Origin of the sequence: Curvivirga aplysinae (genome assembly GCF_009711445.1) — a bacterium.
Classification (GTDB): Bacteria; Pseudomonadota; Alphaproteobacteria; order UBA8366; family Aestuariispiraceae; genus Curvivirga; species Curvivirga aplysinae.
On sequence record NZ_SMMC01000187.1, the window covers coordinates 18,432 to 33,236 of the forward strand.

Below are 14,805 nucleotides of genomic sequence, written 5' to 3' on the forward strand. Positions count from 1 at the left end.
ACAGAACAGGGTGTTATCGTAAGGTATATTTTAAATTGTTGTAATTTTGTTACGCAATGATAAAAGATATGTTCTTATATTTCATTCATAACGTGGTCCGTGTAACATCATAAGGCATATATGTCAATATGACTGACATAAAATCTCATCCGTTTCGCCCTCTTGCCAATTCACCGGCTAAGGCTTCAAAATCTCATGCAAATCCGCTTTTTTTACGTGAAGAAGTCGTGCGACAAGGCATTGAAATGTTGTTCTATGCCTATCGGGATTTCATCGAAGAGCCAGACGAAGTTCTTCATGATAAGGGTTTGGGGCGTGCGCATCATCGTGTGATTTATTTTGTTGGTCGTTATCCAGGTATGACGGTGTCTGATTTATTGGCGATTTTGCGTATTACCAAACAAAGCTTGAGCCGGGTTCTAGGACAGCTGGTTGATGAAGAATATATTGTACAAAAAACGGGGCCTGTTGATCGTCGGCAGCGATTGTTAGAATTAACAGACAAAGGGAAAGAGTTGGAAAGTGAATTAACAGCTATTCAACGCAATCGAATCGAAGCAGCTTTTCGTGAAGCTGGTGCTGAAGCTGTAGATGGTTTTTGTCAGGTAATGATGGGGATTATTTCAGACCCGGACGATAAAGCACGTTTTTGAAATTATAATTAGGTTGGCTAAATGGTAGAAGAAACACATGTTTTAGTTGTAGACGATGACGCAGAAATTCGTGATTTGTTACAACGTTTCTTGTCCAAAGAAGGGTATCGTGTGACTGTGGCAGAAGATGCTGCGGATGCAAGAAATAAGCTGGCATTTTTTGAATTTGATTTGTTGATTGTCGATGTAATGATGCCCGGTGAAACGGGGCTTGAATTTACTGAATCTCTTAGAACGCAGACAACTGTGCCAATTTTGATGTTGACTGCCATGGGTGAAACCGAAGCGCGTATCGCAGGATTGAAAGCGGGAGCAGACGATTATTTAGCAAAGCCTTTTGAGCCTATGGAGTTGATTTTACGAATTCAATCGATACTTCGGCGATCTTTCACAATGCCGGAAACGGACGCCAACCTAGAAGATAGTCGTGAGATTAAGCTTGGAGCATCTATCTTTGATATGGATCGCGAAATTCTTGTGCAAGGAGAGGCGACCATTAAGTTGACCACTACTGAAATCGCTTTGTTAAAAGCTTTGGCTGGCGTGAGGGGAGAGGTGATGAGTCGTGAAGAACTTTGTGAAAAATCTAATGTGGATTCTGCGGGGCGTACTGTCGATGTTCAGGTAACACGCCTACGTCGAAAAATTGAACCTGATCCGAAAAATCCGCGCTATCTTCATACTGTTCGAGGGCAAGGTTATGTTTTACGACCAGATAATTAATTTAAAAATAGGCAGTGGCTACAAAGCTCTGTAATCTTCTCACATGAGTATTTCAAACGCCCTGATAAGTTTAAGACGTCTGGTCAAATTAGCGCTTCCGCGAAGTCTTTACGGGCGTGCTTTGTTGATTATCGTGACTCCTTTGATTCTGTTGCAAGTGATTACAGCATGGATTTTTTATGATCGTCATTGGGATACTATTACGTGGCGTTTGGCATCTGCATTGGCTGGTGACATTCAACATGTACTTTGGGAAATCAAAGAACGCCCAGAGATGGCGGATGTGATTTTCGAGCAGGCACATGAAAATATGAATTTGCAATTTATCTTGCAAAAAGGTGAAATTTTACCAAATGAACTTCCACATAATAATGGTTTGTTAGATCGCTTATTGGCAAAAGCTTTAGATGAAAGAGTAAGGCGTCCGTTCTTAATTGATAGTTCTTCCTTCAAAGAAGAAGTTATCATCGATTTCCAATTGGCGAATGCTGTTTTAACTGTTGTTGCACCGGGAAAACGTCTGTTTAGCTCTACAACGTATATCTTTATTACTTGGATGGTTGGAACATCCTTGATCCTGTTTGCTGTAGCCTCAATTTTCATGCGCAATCAGGTGCGTCCAATTAAACGTTTGGCGGATGCAGTGGACAGTTTCGGTAAAGGTCGAGATCCCGGAAAGGAATTTAAACCGGGTGGTGCTTCGGAAGTTAGAACAGCAGCAAATGCTTTTAATCGCATGATGAACCGTATTCGGCGCCAGATCCGGCAGCGTACAGATATGTTGTCTGGAGTAAGTCATGATTTAAAAACGCCTTTAACCAGAATGAAGTTACAACTTGCATTGATGGAAGATAGTGCAGACTCAGAAGCATTAAAATCTAACCTTCAAGAAATGGAAAAAATGATCGAAGGTTATCTGACGTTTGCCAAAGGTGAAGGGGGGGAGCCATCGGTTGAATATGATATGTCTGAAATGCTTTCTACCTTGGCAAAAAACTGGCGTAGTGGTGGGGTAAATATCGATTGTCATGTGGAAGGGCATCTGATTGCAGATGTAAAGCCCCAAGCGCTTCGTCGTTGTATTGATAATCTTATTTCCAATGCAAATCGCTATGCCGAGACAATTTGGCTCAGTGGTGGTATTCGTGGTGACGTTTTAGAAATTGTTGTAGATGATGACGGGCCCGGTATTCCTGAAAGTGAACGTGAGAAGGCGTTTCGCCCGTTTTATCGCATTGACGAATCTCGCAACACCAAGACAGGTGGAACAGGATTGGGATTATCAATCAGTCGTGATGTAGCACGTGTCCACGGCGGGGAAATTTACTTAGAAGAATCCCCTTATGGTGGGTTACGTGCCCGAATACGATTACCACTTTAACCAGCCAGTAGTTGACGGGCTTTTTCTAAATCCTCTGGTGTATCGACACCAAGAGGCACAGTTTTGACCAGGGTAGCATCAATGCGCATACCAACTTCTAAGGCACGGAGTTGTTCAAGCTTCTCGCGCTGTTCCAGCAAGCCCGGCGGCATAGAAACGAATTGTTTTAAAGCGTCACGACGATAGCCATATAGTCCAATATGATGATATAGTGGACCCTCCCCAAATGGTGCGGTTGCACGCGTAAATGTTAAGGCACGTGCAGTATGGCTTCCTTGTTTAAACGCGAGATATGCCTTTACCACATTGGGATTCGTTTTTTCATCTTCTTCAGTGATTTCTGCGACCGCAGTTGAAATATCAACTGCCGCATTTTTTAATGGCTCTGCAGTCGCTGCGATCACATGTGGGTCAAGAGTTGGTAGGTCACCTTGAACATTGATGATAACGTCATATTTTTCATCTGGATCATATGCTTCAACGGCAGCCCATACACGATCAGACCCGGATGGCAAATCTGGATCTGTCATAATGGCGGTACCGCCGTGTGCCTCTATCGCCTCAACGATCTCTTGGTCGCCGGCAGCGACAATGACAGGGCCAGATTTGGATTCTTCTGCACGTTTCAAACATTGAACAATCATCGGTAACCCAGCAATATCGGCCAAAGGTTTGTTTGGTAGGCGGGTTGATGCCAATCGAGAAGGAATGACGATGAGAGAGTTCATGTTAAATCCTAAAAAAAAGAGCGTTTTAACGGAAAAAATGCGTCGATAAGCTTATCGGGCATTGATTTGATCGTGACTAGAGGATATACCCCAAAGGTGAAGGAACAATCAACAATGTTTGTTCTAAGAATTTTTATGCGTATTTTAGGGGTTCCAACTTTATAGGGAATGGAAATGCGCGGGATCGATATCGAATAAGAGGGCTTGAACATGAAAGACGCTCTGCTGATCAATAAAGTAGCGGCTGCGGTTATCGGCGCAATGTTGTTGGCAATGGTTGCTGGCGCGCTGTCTAGTATCCTATACAAACCAGATCAAATCGCAGAAAATGCATACCCAATTGAAGCTGGTGCAGTGACAACAGAAACAGCGGCGGCAGCACCTGCTGGTCCAGAACCTGTATCTGCATTATTGGCATCTGCTGATACTGCAAAAGGTTTGAAACTGTTCAAGAAATGTGGCGCTTGTCATACTTACGAAAAAGGTGGCGCTGATAAGGTTGGTCCTAACTTGTGGAACCTTATTGATCGTGTGCAAGGTGGCGTAGATGGTTTTGGTGGATATTCCAAAGCAATGGCTGCTTTGAAAGACACAGGAAACACATGGTCTTATGAAGAATTAAACGCATTCTTGGCAAAGCCTAAGAAATACTTGAAAGGCACAGCGATGAACTTCGGTGGCTTCAAGAAAGTTAAGGATCGTGCTGATATTATCGCTTTCTTACGCGAACAAGCTGATAGCCCTGTGGCGTTGCCATAAGGTTGAGAGATCGGTATAGAAAAGGCGATGCTGTCTAGCGTCGCCTTTTTTTTGTCTATAAATCTCAATCACTTCTTATTGTAAGGATTTTCTGATGACGCAAATCATTCCGCTTGAGATCATTCAGCTTGCAAATAAATTAGCTGACACAGCTGCCCCAATTGCACGACAGTATTTTCGCCAACCATTGGATATTGTGGCTAAAGCAGATGAAAGCCCGGTGACAATCGCAGATCAAACCGCCGAATTGGAAATGCGTAAGGTGATTGAATCGACTTTTCCTTCTCATGGAATTTACGGAGAAGAACACGGGCAGGTGCGTTTAGATGCAGATTATGTTTGGGTGTTAGACCCAATCGATGGAACTGCAGCTTTTATAACGGGCATGCCTGTATTTGGTACCCTGATCGCTGTATCTATGGCCGAGACCCCTGTACTAGGAGTTATCGAGCAACCGATCACGAGAGAACGCTGGGTTGGTGCGAAAGGGCATGTGACAACATTGAACGGGGAGACTGTTAAAACAAGTGGATGTATTAAGCTTGAAGATGCGCGTATGTATATCACCACATCAGATATGTTAACTACAGATGATGAAAGCGCTAAATTTCAAAACCTCCGCCAATCTGTTCGCGTAAACCGTTTCGGTGGGGATTGTTATTCCTATGGTTTATTAGCAGCAGGACAAGTTGACCTTGTATTTGAAAGTCAGTTGCAGCCCTATGACTTTATGGCACTTGTGCCTGTGGTTGAAGGTGCTGGTGGTGTCATGAGTGACTGGGATGGAAATCCGTTGACGTTATCTTCTGGACCACAAGTTATTGCAGCTGCAACAAAAGAATTACATGTACAAGCGTTAGAAAAAATTCATTCCGCATAAATGGAAAGATGTGTAATCTAACCACAACTAATATTGTAGGAATAGGGAAAGAAAAATGGGGATTATCACGGATGTCATCCTACCGCTAGCCTTGGCATTTATCATGTTTACATTGGGGCTTGGTCTGACGGGGGCAGATTTCAAACGTGTCTTTACACAGCCTAAAGACTTTATCGTAGGTATGTTGTCACAAGTTATCATCGTACCAATCGTTGGTATTGCTCTAGTTATCCTATGGGGGAATGCTCTAACACCAGAACTGGCAATGGGGGTGATGCTTATCGCAGCGGCACCAGGTGGAGCGACATCAAATATCCTAACCTCATTGGGGCGGGGAGATGTGGCTCTGTCTGTTTCCATGACAGCAGTTACCAGCTTATTAGGCTTGTTAACAATTCCGCTTATTATCGGCATGTCATATGAATACATATTTGGTGCTAGTCAAATGCAGGATTTTTCGATCACTAGAATCGCCTTGAGCATTTTTGCAATTGTGACTGTGCCAGTTTTATTAGGCATGTTGTTACGTCGATTAGCAACAGAAGCTGCATTAAAATTTGAACCAATCGCAGGCAAGATTTCTACAGGCTTTTTTATTCTTGTATTGATTGGTGCAATTGTAAAAGAGCGCAACAATGTTGTTTCTTACTTTGCCGATGCAGGTTTGATTACATTATGTTTAAATGTTACAATGATGGTTTTGGCGTTTTATTTAGCTAAACTTATTAAGTCAGGATTTAAGCAACGTGTGGCAATTTCAATCGAATGTGGGTTACAAAATGGTACGCTTGCAATCGCTATCGGCAGTTTATTATTTGCAGGCGGAGCTTACATCATTCCAGCGGCGATTTATAGCCTGATCATGTTTGCAACATCATTACTGATGGTACTGATCTGGCGTCGCCATTCAGAAGCTTAAGAGAGTAATTTATAATTGGTGGGCTATTCAGCCGCGTCTTTCGCGGCTTCCATCATCATATTGGCAAATTCATGCAAATAGACAGACCCTTTGACAGTCCGTTGTATGTTAACGGAACGACGATCATTCTCATCCGGTTTTCGTTTGACCATACCCAATTCAGATAGACGATCCAAAGAACGTGTGATGGCAGGTTTGGAAATATTTAATTTCTCAGCCAAGCCACGGACGGTATGCGGCATCGGTGTCAGATAAACAGTTGTCAAAACAGCCATCTGGCGTGCGGACAAATCTGGTGTATCTTTACGTACTGATTCAGTGATGGCACCTTGCCAAATGGACAAGACCTGATTTTGTGTGAGGTTAAGGCTCATATCGATTCCGTTATGACTGTTTATTGAAAACTACCGATGGTTCGGAAATTGTTCAAGTCCGATTACGTAAAATTATTTATACTTTTCAGCCAAATATGTATATAGGGCGCGGATTCCCTGCGCTTCACCACCTTTGGGTCGGCCATTCTTTGCAGATAAATTATAGGCCATCAGGTCAATATGTGCCCAAGGTGTCTCTGTACCCACAAAATGTTCAAGGAATAATGCTGCGGTAATCGCACCGCCATAACCACCCGCGGAAATATTTGAAATATCAGCATTATCATTGTCCAGCATCTTTCTATAGGGTGCATGAAGTGGCATGCGCCATAACGGGTCCGAATCGGTGGCAGATTTACGTAGTATACCATTCACCATTTCATCATTGTTGCAAAAGATTGCTGGCATATCAGTGCCTAGTGCGACACGCGCAGCGCCTGTTAAAGTTGCCATATCTATAATTAGTTCCGGCTTGCCTTCTAAGGCCTCTGTAATGGCATCAGCAAGGACCAATCGCCCTTCAGCATCCGTATTCCCGATCTCAACAGTTGTTCCATCACGGGAGGTCAGAATATCCATAGGGCGGTAACTATCACCTGAAACTGCATTTTCAACTGCTGGAATTAATACTGTTAGATGAACATTTAACTCATTTGACATGATCATACTAGCAAGGCCCAGAATATTGGCAGCGCCCCCCATGTCTTTTTTCATAGTTAACATATACTGAGACCCTTTAAGGTCCAAACCGCCCGTATCGAAACAAACACCTTTACCAACAAGCGCGATTGCGGGATCAGATTTCTTACCCCATGTAAGTTTGATCAACCGAGGTTCTCGTCCCTCTGCAGCCGCACGTCCGACTGCGTGGATCATTGGATAATTTTCACTCAATAAGTCATCGCCGACAATTGCGCTAAAATTCGCTTTGTAATCTTTAGCGAGCTTCTGTGCTTCTTTCGCCAGTTGGGCAGGGCCCATATCTTGGGCAGGTGTATTGATTAAATCACGGGTTAAATAAATACCTTGAGCAATATTGATGATTTCAGTTCCTTTAAAACTCGAAGGAACGACCAATTCTATCAACTTTTCATTCTTCTTGGACTTATAAGCATCAAAATTATATTGCCCCAAAGCCCATCCTAGCATAGCGGCTTCAATCTCGTCATCTTCCATATCATCAGGTAACTGATAACGACCTGCAGGCAACTTGGATACAATGCCGCCCCAAGACCAATGAGGTTCTTCTTCATCAATGCCCACAAGTATTTTGATAGATTTGTCATCAGATGGAACCATCAAAACACTTCCAGCTGCAGCCTTATACTGGTTGGCCTCGACCCAGTTTTTATGATCTTTTCCTTCGTCATCTAACCAGCCGGATAAAACATCCTTCGTAATTGGCAGAAGGGTTATGGTTTCGTCATTTTTTTCAGATACGAAAACATTCATGGAAAGCAGCCTTTATTGATCTGTGAATCTTTGGTCTTATGTGCATGTCAATTGTAAACGGCTACCTTGATGGTGCAAGCCTCTATTTCAAATAAAGGAACTGAAAAATGAAGCAGTTATTGCTTGTGATCGGAAACAAGAATTATTCATCCTGGTCTTTGCGTCCATGGTTGGTGATGAAGTTCGCTAATATTGATTTTGCTTGTGAGACAGTGCCTTTATTCACAGAAGAAGGCATGATGCGAATACGAGCTGAAAGCCCCAATAAGAAAGTACCTTATCTTAAAACAGATGATATGGTTCTTTCCGAATCCTTGGCAATTGCAGAATATATTGCGGAACTTTACCCTAATAAAGGACTTTGGCCTGAAGACCCGGTTAAACGTGCTAAAGCGCGGTCTATTTGCATGGGAATGGCGTCTGGTTTTTTTAATATTAGAAATGAAATGCCTATGAATGTTCGGCGCAGAAATAAACCTATTGAGCTTTCCGAAGCGGCTTGGAGGGAAGTTAAGCAGATGGAAAAGCTTTGGCGAGAGACACGCGAAGATTATGCGCAAGCGGGCCCATTTTTATTTGGCGAACGTTCAATTGCTGATGCGTTTTTTGCACCTGTTATTTGGCGTTTTAATAGTTATATTTCAAAGAAAGATTTATTGCCCGAAACCATTCAATATATGAAGGTGATGTTGGCAATGCCGGAAATGCAGGGGTGGGCAGCTATGGCAAGTGAAGAATCTTGGCGAATTGATAAAGTGGAAATTTAAGATGAAAAAGGGGAGCTATTCAAGCTCCCCAAGATATTACAAATCGTTGAAATCTGGATAGCGGTTCTTAACCATACGCATCAAAGCGGGCCATTCGGGCGCGTTTTTGTTAAAACAGTTCCAGCTTTGTTGATAGGCCTTTTCTTTTATTTCTTCAGGTACTTCGCGAACGGGTTTACCAGAGGCCATTAACATCATCTGTACGCGGCAAGCGCGTTCTAAATAATACATTCGCACAAAGGCTTCTCCAACACTTTGGCCACAAGTCAGTAAACCATGATTACGCAAAATCATTTCCATACCATCTTCGCCAAGATCAGCAGCTAAACGTTGTTGTTCGTCTAGATCAACGGATAAGCCTTCATAGTCATGATATTTCATACGACCATGGAACATGAAGCCGTCTTGTGTCGTCGGAACGAAACCTTCCTCAAGTGAAGAGACTGCTAAACCGCCCTCTGAATGAGTATGTAAGACACATTGCAAATCATGACGCGCTTTATGGATTCCACTATGAATAACAAAACCTGTGAAATTGGTAGGTGAATCTTCCAACCCGCCCACAGCGTTACCTTCAATATCTACTTTGACCAGATTTGAAGCCGTAATTTCATGATACATATATCCCATCGGATTAATCAGAAACTCTTCTGTATCAGGGATTTTAGCTGAGATATGGTTCCAAATCAGTTCGTCCATATTGTAATGGGCGATCAGGCGATAACATGCGGCAAGTTCAATGCGTGTTTGGCGCTCTTCGGAGGACATTTTACTGGTGTTAAGTGCTTTATTCATATCAACTTCCTCTGATCAAATAGTGTTTGAGCTTTGTTAATTCTCAAAAATTGGCTTGATAAGGCCTTGTTTGTTATGTGATGAAAGATCAAAATTCATTTATCAATTTCATGCAAGTAACTTTCATCGGTGAGCTTAATGACTGCATCTGCTTCTTCAACTCGTAATGTCGCCATTATTGGCGCGGGGCCTGCTGGTTTAATTGCAGCTCAAAGGTTGGCTGAAGCAGGTGTTAAAGTTGTTGTATATGAAGCAAAACCGTCAGTTGCCCGTAAATTTCTTTTAGCAGGAAGAGGTGGATTAAATTTAACTCATAGCGAAGATATCTTGTCTTTCTTATCCCGCTATGCAGATGGTGAAAGCTGGGTGAAAGATTGGATCGCAGGATTTTCACCAGAAGATTTGCGTGCGTGGTCACTAGATTTAGGTGTTGAGACATTTATTGGGACAAGTGGACGCGTCTTTCCAGAAGATTTCCGTGCGAAAGGTTTATTGCGTGCATGGCTTCAACGCCTAGGGCAGCTAGGTGTTGAGTTAAAAACAAATCAACGTTGGGTCGGATTTGCGACAGATGGTGTGATGATGCAGGAAAAGGAAGGGGATCAGTATGAAATCCGTCCTGATGCGGTCTTATTTGCCTTAGGTGGTGGCAGTTATGCTCATATGGGGGCAGATGCTAAATGGATTCCCGTCTTTAAAGAACAGGGTGTAGAGGTCACGCCATTACAGGCCTCCAATGTGGGGTTTAATGTACCTTGGTCTGATTTCTTCAAAAATAGTTTTCAGGGGCAACCGCTTAAAAATATTGCTTTGAAAATTGACGGTAAATGTAAGCCGGGTGAGGCGATGTTGACCCGATATGGTATCGAAGGAAACGCTATCTATGCGTTGAGCGCTTCTCTACGTGAGCAGCTTTCACGCGATGGGGAGATGATCCTGAAAATTGACCTAAAGCCATCTATGAATGAAACGCATCTGTTGAATAAATTAAAGTCTGGTCCTGGTCGCAAATCCTTATCGTCTTATTTGAAGTCCCAATTAAAATTGACCTCGCAAGCCGTCGCCTTGTTAAGAGAATTTACAGATTCTGCTGATTTTTCCGAGATGCCAAAATTGGCCGAGCTCATTAAAAACTGTCCTGTGAAATTAACTGGACTTGCATCAATGGATAAAGCGATCTCCACTGCAGGGGGCATTAAGCAATCATCTGTCGATAAGAATTTGATGTTAAAAGCTTTTACAGGATATTTTGTGGCCGGGGAAATGTTGGATTGGGAAGCGCCAACAGGCGGTTACTTATTACAAGCCTGCTTTTCCAGCGGTGTTTATGCGGCAGGGAAAATAACAGATTACTTGCACCAAAAATCTTGAATTCATAAATCCGATTTAAATTTTTTTTGATCCAGTTTCAAACGATCCCTCGTATGGAATGTCATAAGATTTCTTGACACAGGAGAGTAAAATGAAATTCTTTAAATCAATTTATGTGGCATTGGTGGTCACATTTATTTCTGCATTTTCTGTTGTAAGCGCTGTGAATGCGGGTGGGATGAAGAAAGATATTGTTGATACGGCAGTCGGAGCTGGACAATTTAATACACTCGTTGCTGCTGTTACAGCTGCAGATTTAGTTGATGTGCTTAAAGGCGAGGGACCATTCACAGTATTTGCACCGACAGATGAGGCTTTTGCAGCGTTACCCGCGGGTACAGTGGAAAATTTACTTAAGCCGGAAAACAAAGATCAATTGGTTGCGATCCTGACTTATCACGTGATACCGGGAAAGGTGATGTCTGGTGATATCGCTGGAAAAATGGTGAAGCCCGCTTCTGTGCAGGGTGCCAAAATTGATATCAACGCATCGGGTGGCGCTGTTATGGTAAATGATGCATCTGTTGTCGCAGCAGATGTTGCAGCCTCAAACGGAGTGATTCACGTGATTGATAAAGTGATTCTTCCGCCGCAAAGCTAATTGGCGACACAAGCATCGTTAAGTCTTAGGAAGAGTGTTCTCTAACGCTCTTCTTAAGTTCGTTAGAATAGTTTTACTCTCCTGTATAATGCAAAACTATTTTCCTATGATGTGGCGCGTGACGATGTTCAAAAAGATATACACCCTGCCAAGTTCCTAAAGTAGTTCGACCATCGGCAACTGGAATTGTGAGGCTAACATCCGTTAAGGCCGACTTGATATGAGCTGGCATATCATCTGGGCCCTCAAAGGTATGTTTATACCAAGGTTCGTTTTCAGGCACATAACGTTTAAAGAAATTAGTTAGGTCCGTTTTTACATCAGAATCTGCATTTTCTTGGATCGTGAGAGAGGAGCTCGTATGACGGCAAAATAATGTTACCTGCCCAACAGAGGCTTGAATTTGTAAAAGCCAGTTTTCAAGGTCATAAGTGAATTCATACAGGTTTGGTCCCCGTGTTTTTATCACCAACTCTGTTTGTTCCTGTCGTAACATTTTGTCTAGATGTTTTGGGCTTCTAATTTGTTACGGGACATAAGTTCTTCAATATCCCAGCTCCAACGTTCTTGAGGGAAAGTAACATACACAGTTGTACCTTCACTGAGGACGCTTTCAAGATGTAGTTTGCCTTGGTGCAAGTTCATAAAACGTTGCACGAGGCTTAACCCTAACCCTGTACCTTCTACATGTCGGGTTAGAGAGGTATCGGCCTGTCCAAATGGTTGAAGGACTATAGGAATGTCTTCTTCCGCGATTCCGATACCTGTATCGGCAACAGAAATCTCTAAACATCCGTCGATATCTTCACGTAAACGAATAGTAATTGTTCCCCCGCTTTCTGTAAATTTTACTGCGTTGGAAAGAATATTTAATAGGATTTGCTTAAAAACGCGCCGATCTCCATTGAGTATAGGCTCTCGGTCTATTTCAGCTAACTCTACATTTAATCCGTTTTTTGCGGCACGCTCTTTGATAAAACGAAGACAACGTTCTACCTCGGCATGGGCCTCAAACATTTCCTCTTCCAGATGATATTCTCCAGCCTCTACTTTTGACATGTCCAGTATGTCATTGAGGATTTCAAGTAGATGCCGGGCCCCATCATTAATGTCGTCGACATATTCCTTATAGGACGGAACACCCATCGGGCCGAATAATTCATTTTGCAAAATTTCGGAAAACCCAATAATAGCATTTAGTGGAGTGCGAAGTTCATGGCTCATATTGGCCAGAAATTCTGATTTGGATCTATTGGCGATTTCTGCAGCCTCTTTCGCCTGATTTAATTCACGGGCCACGGCATTATGTTTCGACATATCTGTATGAATACTGCCAATCCCCACAATTGTGCCTTGTATATCTTTTAATGGGAACCGCTGTGTCATTGTCGTAACAATGCTACCATCGCTCAGGCGAACATTGGCTTCATATTCTATTGATTCACCAGTCTGGATAATTTTTTCTTCTTCATCGTAAATATGATCTGCTTGCGGCGTATCAATAAATTCGTGAACTGTTTTTCCCAATGTCGGCAAGTTCTTGGGATTGAATATTTTATTCCAATGTTTGTTTGTTGTAACGAATTTCCGATCTACATTCTTGTAGGAAATCGCATTTGGCATATTTTCAATAAAATTTCTGAAGCGTCGTTCGCTGTTATAAAATGCAATTGTCTCTGCATCAGGATGGCCAATACGATGCACATATCCATCGAAGCTATCCTTACCAGTGGGCTCAATTACTAAGCGTAAATTATACTGAGTTTCTTGCTCTGCAGCTAAACCGAATGCCATATCAAACTTGTTTTTCTGCTTTAAAGCACCATCAAGGCTAAGCTTCACGTAAACGAAGTCAGATGGTGTCAGAATTTCAGTCAGCTGGTATATATCTTCTGGTATATCTGTTTCACATTCTATTGATAGGATTTGAGCGAGGTTAGATGTGGCAGATAAAATTTCACCATCTTGGTTAAGCTTGATCATTGCCATGTCCATATGGTCAAGTATGGTGCTAAAATCATTGATTGTAAGATCCAGCTTCGGCATTATTTTTTACCTCAATATAACCTATAAAATGTCGTCTTGATCAGACACTAGATTGGTTAGGGCAGAAAGGTCACGACGTAAATTTTGTCGACTGACGAGCTTCTTCTGCGCAGGAAGTGGCAGGTCGGTGAAATTGATAATATTTTTTTTAACTAACACATCAATTAAATCTTCAATGATCCGCGACATAGCAGCATCAGATTGTGCTAAGGCACCATGTACATCATCTGGTCTATGTTGAAGGAGAAATTCTTGTACTTCAGGATGACCATAAGGCAATTGTTCAGATTCCAAAGCAGTTTGGTGATCTGATATCGTAACAATAAAACCTTTTTCATCACGTGTAACGTAAGGCATTGGTATCCCGCACTTTATAAATAAGTGGATATATTTAGACAGGCTTTGCCTTTAAAGGCAAGCCGGGATGATATATTTCAATCATCCCGATTAAATTTTGTGAATTAGTCTATCATCATCACCTATAGATTTAGTTGTACCATATCGCTTCATTCGTCATTGGGATAATGCCGAAAGGGTTATTAGCTGTATCATTTTGATAAGATGCATGTTTGATAACATCAAAATTAACTGTCTTTTGAAAAGCTGTGAGTTGATACAATCGTTTGGCATATCCCCATAGATTTGGAAAATCTGTTAAGCGTTTCAAGCTGCATCTATGTAAGATATGATAAACTAAATCGAATCTGATCAGTGTTGAAAATAGATTGATGTCAGAAACGCAAATGGATGAGCCAAAAAGGTATTCATGATATGATAATCTATCATCTAGTATTTGCATAGTTTCGAAAACATCCTTAACCGCGTCTTCATAAGCTTCTTGAGATTGTGAGAAACCAGCACGATAAACGCCAGTGCTTAATTTATTGTGGATGTCTGTATTAAGGCATTGAATGTCATCTAATCGATCTGCCGGAAATAGTGAGAATTTAGGGAATTTCTTAAGCTCTTTTGAGAAGTCATCAAGAAATTTAACAATTTCACTGGATTCATTACATAAGATTTTTTGTTCTGCATTATCCCATAACACGGGAACTGTTACGCGCCCTGTATAATTAGGGTGGGTTTGGCTGTATAGTTGATGTAAATGAACAGCTGAAAAATTGGCATTGAAGTTACAGATTTTCCCGTCATCTAAGGCATAGCCCTCTATCCTTTCGCCATGTGCGATATGGATGTGAAAATAATCTGATAATTCCAGTAAATTATAACTGATCAAGCAGCGTTGTGACCAAGGACAGCTATCTGATCCAATAATCCAATACCTCTTTTCAGGTTGAGTATTACTTTCAGCAATTGATTGAATAAGTGCATCTTTGTTTTGAATTTTATTGAAGA

General features: G+C 42.0%; 17 protein-coding genes. 9 read left to right on the forward strand and 8 right to left on the reverse strand.

Annotated elements, in window-relative coordinates:
- Nucleotides 1–128 precede the first annotated feature (128 nt).
- Genes E1160_RS10580 through E1160_RS10590 form a run of 3 tightly spaced genes read left to right on the forward strand, consistent with a single transcriptional unit; the run spans nt 129 to nt 2,757 of the window.
- On the forward strand, nt 129–653 hold the full coding sequence (locus E1160_RS10580) for a MarR family winged helix-turn-helix transcriptional regulator (RefSeq protein WP_155155128.1): 525 nt from the start codon (nt 129–131) through the stop codon (nt 651–653).
- Between the two features lie 21 nt (nt 654–674).
- Entirely contained in the window at nt 675–1,376 is a 702-nt protein-coding gene (locus tag E1160_RS10585; protein WP_155155129.1) for a response regulator, read from the forward strand.
- 43 nt (nt 1,377–1,419) lie between these two features.
- Nucleotides 1,420–2,757 (forward strand): ATP-binding protein, encoded by a 1,338-nt coding sequence (locus E1160_RS10590; RefSeq protein ID WP_155155130.1) that lies wholly within the window; start codon nt 1,420–1,422, stop codon nt 2,755–2,757.
- Here the strand turns inward: E1160_RS10590 and E1160_RS10595 are convergent.
- Complete coding sequence (locus E1160_RS10595) at nt 2,754–3,485, reverse strand: 3-deoxy-manno-octulosonate cytidylyltransferase (protein ID WP_155155131.1); 732 nt, start codon at nt 3,483–3,485, stop codon at nt 2,754–2,756. The genes E1160_RS10590 and E1160_RS10595 overlap by 4 nt on opposite strands.
- A gap of 210 nt (nt 3,486–3,695) precedes the next feature.
- On the opposite strand from E1160_RS10595, the gene E1160_RS10600 reads away from it, so the two are divergent.
- The 3 genes from E1160_RS10600 (at nt 3,696) to E1160_RS10610 (ending at nt 6,043) form a co-directional block, all read left to right on the forward strand.
- Nucleotides 3,696–4,244 carry a c-type cytochrome gene (locus E1160_RS10600; RefSeq protein WP_155155132.1) on the forward strand — a complete coding sequence of 183 codons (549 nt, stop codon included), beginning with the start codon at nt 3,696–3,698 and terminating at the stop codon, nt 4,242–4,244.
- Nucleotides 4,245–4,338: 94 nt separating this feature from the next.
- Nucleotides 4,339–5,124, forward strand: a complete 786-nt coding sequence (gene hisN / locus E1160_RS10605; protein WP_155155133.1) for a histidinol-phosphatase — start codon at nt 4,339–4,341, stop codon at nt 5,122–5,124.
- Between the two features lie 55 nt (nt 5,125–5,179).
- Nucleotides 5,180–6,043, forward strand: a complete 864-nt coding sequence (locus tag E1160_RS10610) for a bile acid:sodium symporter family protein (RefSeq protein WP_155155134.1) — start codon at nt 5,180–5,182, stop codon at nt 6,041–6,043.
- 23 nt (nt 6,044–6,066) lie between these two features.
- Here the strand turns inward: E1160_RS10610 and E1160_RS10615 are convergent, their stop codons facing one another.
- The gene (locus tag E1160_RS10615) at nt 6,067–6,417 is read right to left on the reverse strand and encodes a MarR family transcriptional regulator (protein WP_155155135.1); all 351 of its coding nucleotides are present in this window, start codon (nt 6,415–6,417) and stop codon (nt 6,067–6,069) included.
- Between the two features lie 72 nt (nt 6,418–6,489).
- Nucleotides 6,490–7,869: a leucyl aminopeptidase family protein gene (locus tag E1160_RS10620; protein WP_155155136.1), complete on the reverse strand. Its 1,380-nt coding sequence runs from the start codon at nt 7,867–7,869 to the stop codon at nt 6,490–6,492.
- A 107-nt stretch (nt 7,870–7,976) separates the two neighbouring features.
- Between E1160_RS10620 and E1160_RS10625 the strand changes: the two genes are divergently transcribed.
- Nucleotides 7,977–8,636 (forward strand): glutathione S-transferase family protein, encoded by a 660-nt coding sequence (locus E1160_RS10625; RefSeq protein WP_155155137.1) that lies wholly within the window; start codon nt 7,977–7,979, stop codon nt 8,634–8,636.
- 36 nt (nt 8,637–8,672) lie between these two features.
- Here the strand turns inward: E1160_RS10625 and E1160_RS10630 are convergent, their stop codons facing one another.
- Nucleotides 8,673–9,431, reverse strand: a complete 759-nt coding sequence (locus E1160_RS10630) for a class II aldolase/adducin family protein (RefSeq protein ID WP_155155138.1) — start codon at nt 9,429–9,431, stop codon at nt 8,673–8,675.
- Between the two features lie 138 nt (nt 9,432–9,569).
- On the opposite strand from E1160_RS10630, the gene E1160_RS10635 reads away from it, so the two are divergent.
- Together E1160_RS10635 and E1160_RS10640 are read left to right on the forward strand one after the other, a co-directional pair.
- On the forward strand, nt 9,570–10,802 hold the full coding sequence (locus E1160_RS10635; RefSeq protein ID WP_155155139.1) for a BaiN/RdsA family NAD(P)/FAD-dependent oxidoreductase: 1,233 nt from the start codon (nt 9,570–9,572) through the stop codon (nt 10,800–10,802).
- A gap of 91 nt (nt 10,803–10,893) precedes the next feature.
- Nucleotides 10,894–11,403 (forward strand): fasciclin domain-containing protein, encoded by a 510-nt coding sequence (locus E1160_RS10640; protein ID WP_155155140.1) that lies wholly within the window; start codon nt 10,894–10,896, stop codon nt 11,401–11,403.
- A 73-nt stretch (nt 11,404–11,476) separates the two neighbouring features.
- On the opposite strand, the gene E1160_RS10645 is transcribed toward E1160_RS10640, so the two are convergent.
- The 4 genes from E1160_RS10645 to E1160_RS10660 form a co-directional block, all read right to left on the reverse strand.
- Complete coding sequence (locus E1160_RS10645) at nt 11,477–11,899, reverse strand: secondary thiamine-phosphate synthase enzyme YjbQ (protein ID WP_155155141.1); 423 nt, start codon at nt 11,897–11,899, stop codon at nt 11,477–11,479.
- 5 nt (nt 11,900–11,904) lie between these two features.
- The gene (locus E1160_RS10650) at nt 11,905–13,449 is read right to left on the reverse strand and encodes a PAS domain-containing sensor histidine kinase (RefSeq protein WP_155155142.1); all 1,545 of its coding nucleotides are present in this window, start codon (nt 13,447–13,449) and stop codon (nt 11,905–11,907) included.
- Between the two features lie 21 nt (nt 13,450–13,470).
- Nucleotides 13,471–13,806, reverse strand: coding sequence for a hypothetical protein (locus E1160_RS10655; protein ID WP_155155143.1), 336 nt, complete (start codon nt 13,804–13,806; stop codon nt 13,471–13,473).
- Between the two features lie 130 nt (nt 13,807–13,936).
- Nucleotides 13,937–14,805: glutathione S-transferase C-terminal domain-containing protein (locus tag E1160_RS10660; protein WP_155155144.1), on the reverse strand; the 869-nt coding region annotated here is incomplete at its 5' end.

Coding starts and splice junctions, on each gene's coding strand:
- E1160_RS10610 (WP_155155134.1), top strand. CDS start 5,180: ATGGGGATTATCACGGATGTCATCCTACCGCTAGCCTTGGCATTTATC.
- E1160_RS10635 (WP_155155139.1), top strand. CDS start 9,570: ATGACTGCATCTGCTTCTTCAACTCGTAATGTCGCCATTATTGGCGCG.
- E1160_RS10615 (WP_155155135.1), bottom strand. CDS start 6,417: ATGAGCCTTAACCTCACACAAAATCAGGTCTTGTCCATTTGGCAAGGT.
- E1160_RS10640 (WP_155155140.1), top strand. CDS start 10,894: ATGAAATTCTTTAAATCAATTTATGTGGCATTGGTGGTCACATTTATT.
- E1160_RS10655 (WP_155155143.1), bottom strand. CDS start 13,806: ATGCCTTACGTTACACGTGATGAAAAAGGTTTTATTGTTACGATATCA.
- E1160_RS10650 (WP_155155142.1), bottom strand. CDS start 13,449: ATGCCGAAGCTGGATCTTACAATCAATGATTTTAGCACCATACTTGAC.
- E1160_RS10620 (WP_155155136.1), bottom strand. CDS start 7,869: ATGAATGTTTTCGTATCTGAAAAAAATGACGAAACCATAACCCTTCTG.
- E1160_RS10625 (WP_155155137.1), top strand. CDS start 7,977: ATGAAGCAGTTATTGCTTGTGATCGGAAACAAGAATTATTCATCCTGG.
- E1160_RS10645 (WP_155155141.1), bottom strand. CDS start 11,899: ATGTTACGACAGGAACAAACAGAGTTGGTGATAAAAACACGGGGACCA.
- E1160_RS10630 (WP_155155138.1), bottom strand. CDS start 9,431: ATGAATAAAGCACTTAACACCAGTAAAATGTCCTCCGAAGAGCGCCAA.
- E1160_RS10590 (WP_155155130.1), top strand. CDS start 1,420: ATGAGTATTTCAAACGCCCTGATAAGTTTAAGACGTCTGGTCAAATTA.
- E1160_RS10595 (WP_155155131.1), bottom strand. CDS start 3,485: ATGAACTCTCTCATCGTCATTCCTTCTCGATTGGCATCAACCCGCCTA.
- E1160_RS10585 (WP_155155129.1), top strand. CDS start 675: ATGGTAGAAGAAACACATGTTTTAGTTGTAGACGATGACGCAGAAATT.
- E1160_RS10580 (WP_155155128.1), top strand. CDS start 129: ATGACTGACATAAAATCTCATCCGTTTCGCCCTCTTGCCAATTCACCG.
- E1160_RS10600 (WP_155155132.1), top strand. CDS start 3,696: ATGAAAGACGCTCTGCTGATCAATAAAGTAGCGGCTGCGGTTATCGGC.
- hisN (WP_155155133.1), top strand. CDS start 4,339: ATGACGCAAATCATTCCGCTTGAGATCATTCAGCTTGCAAATAAATTA.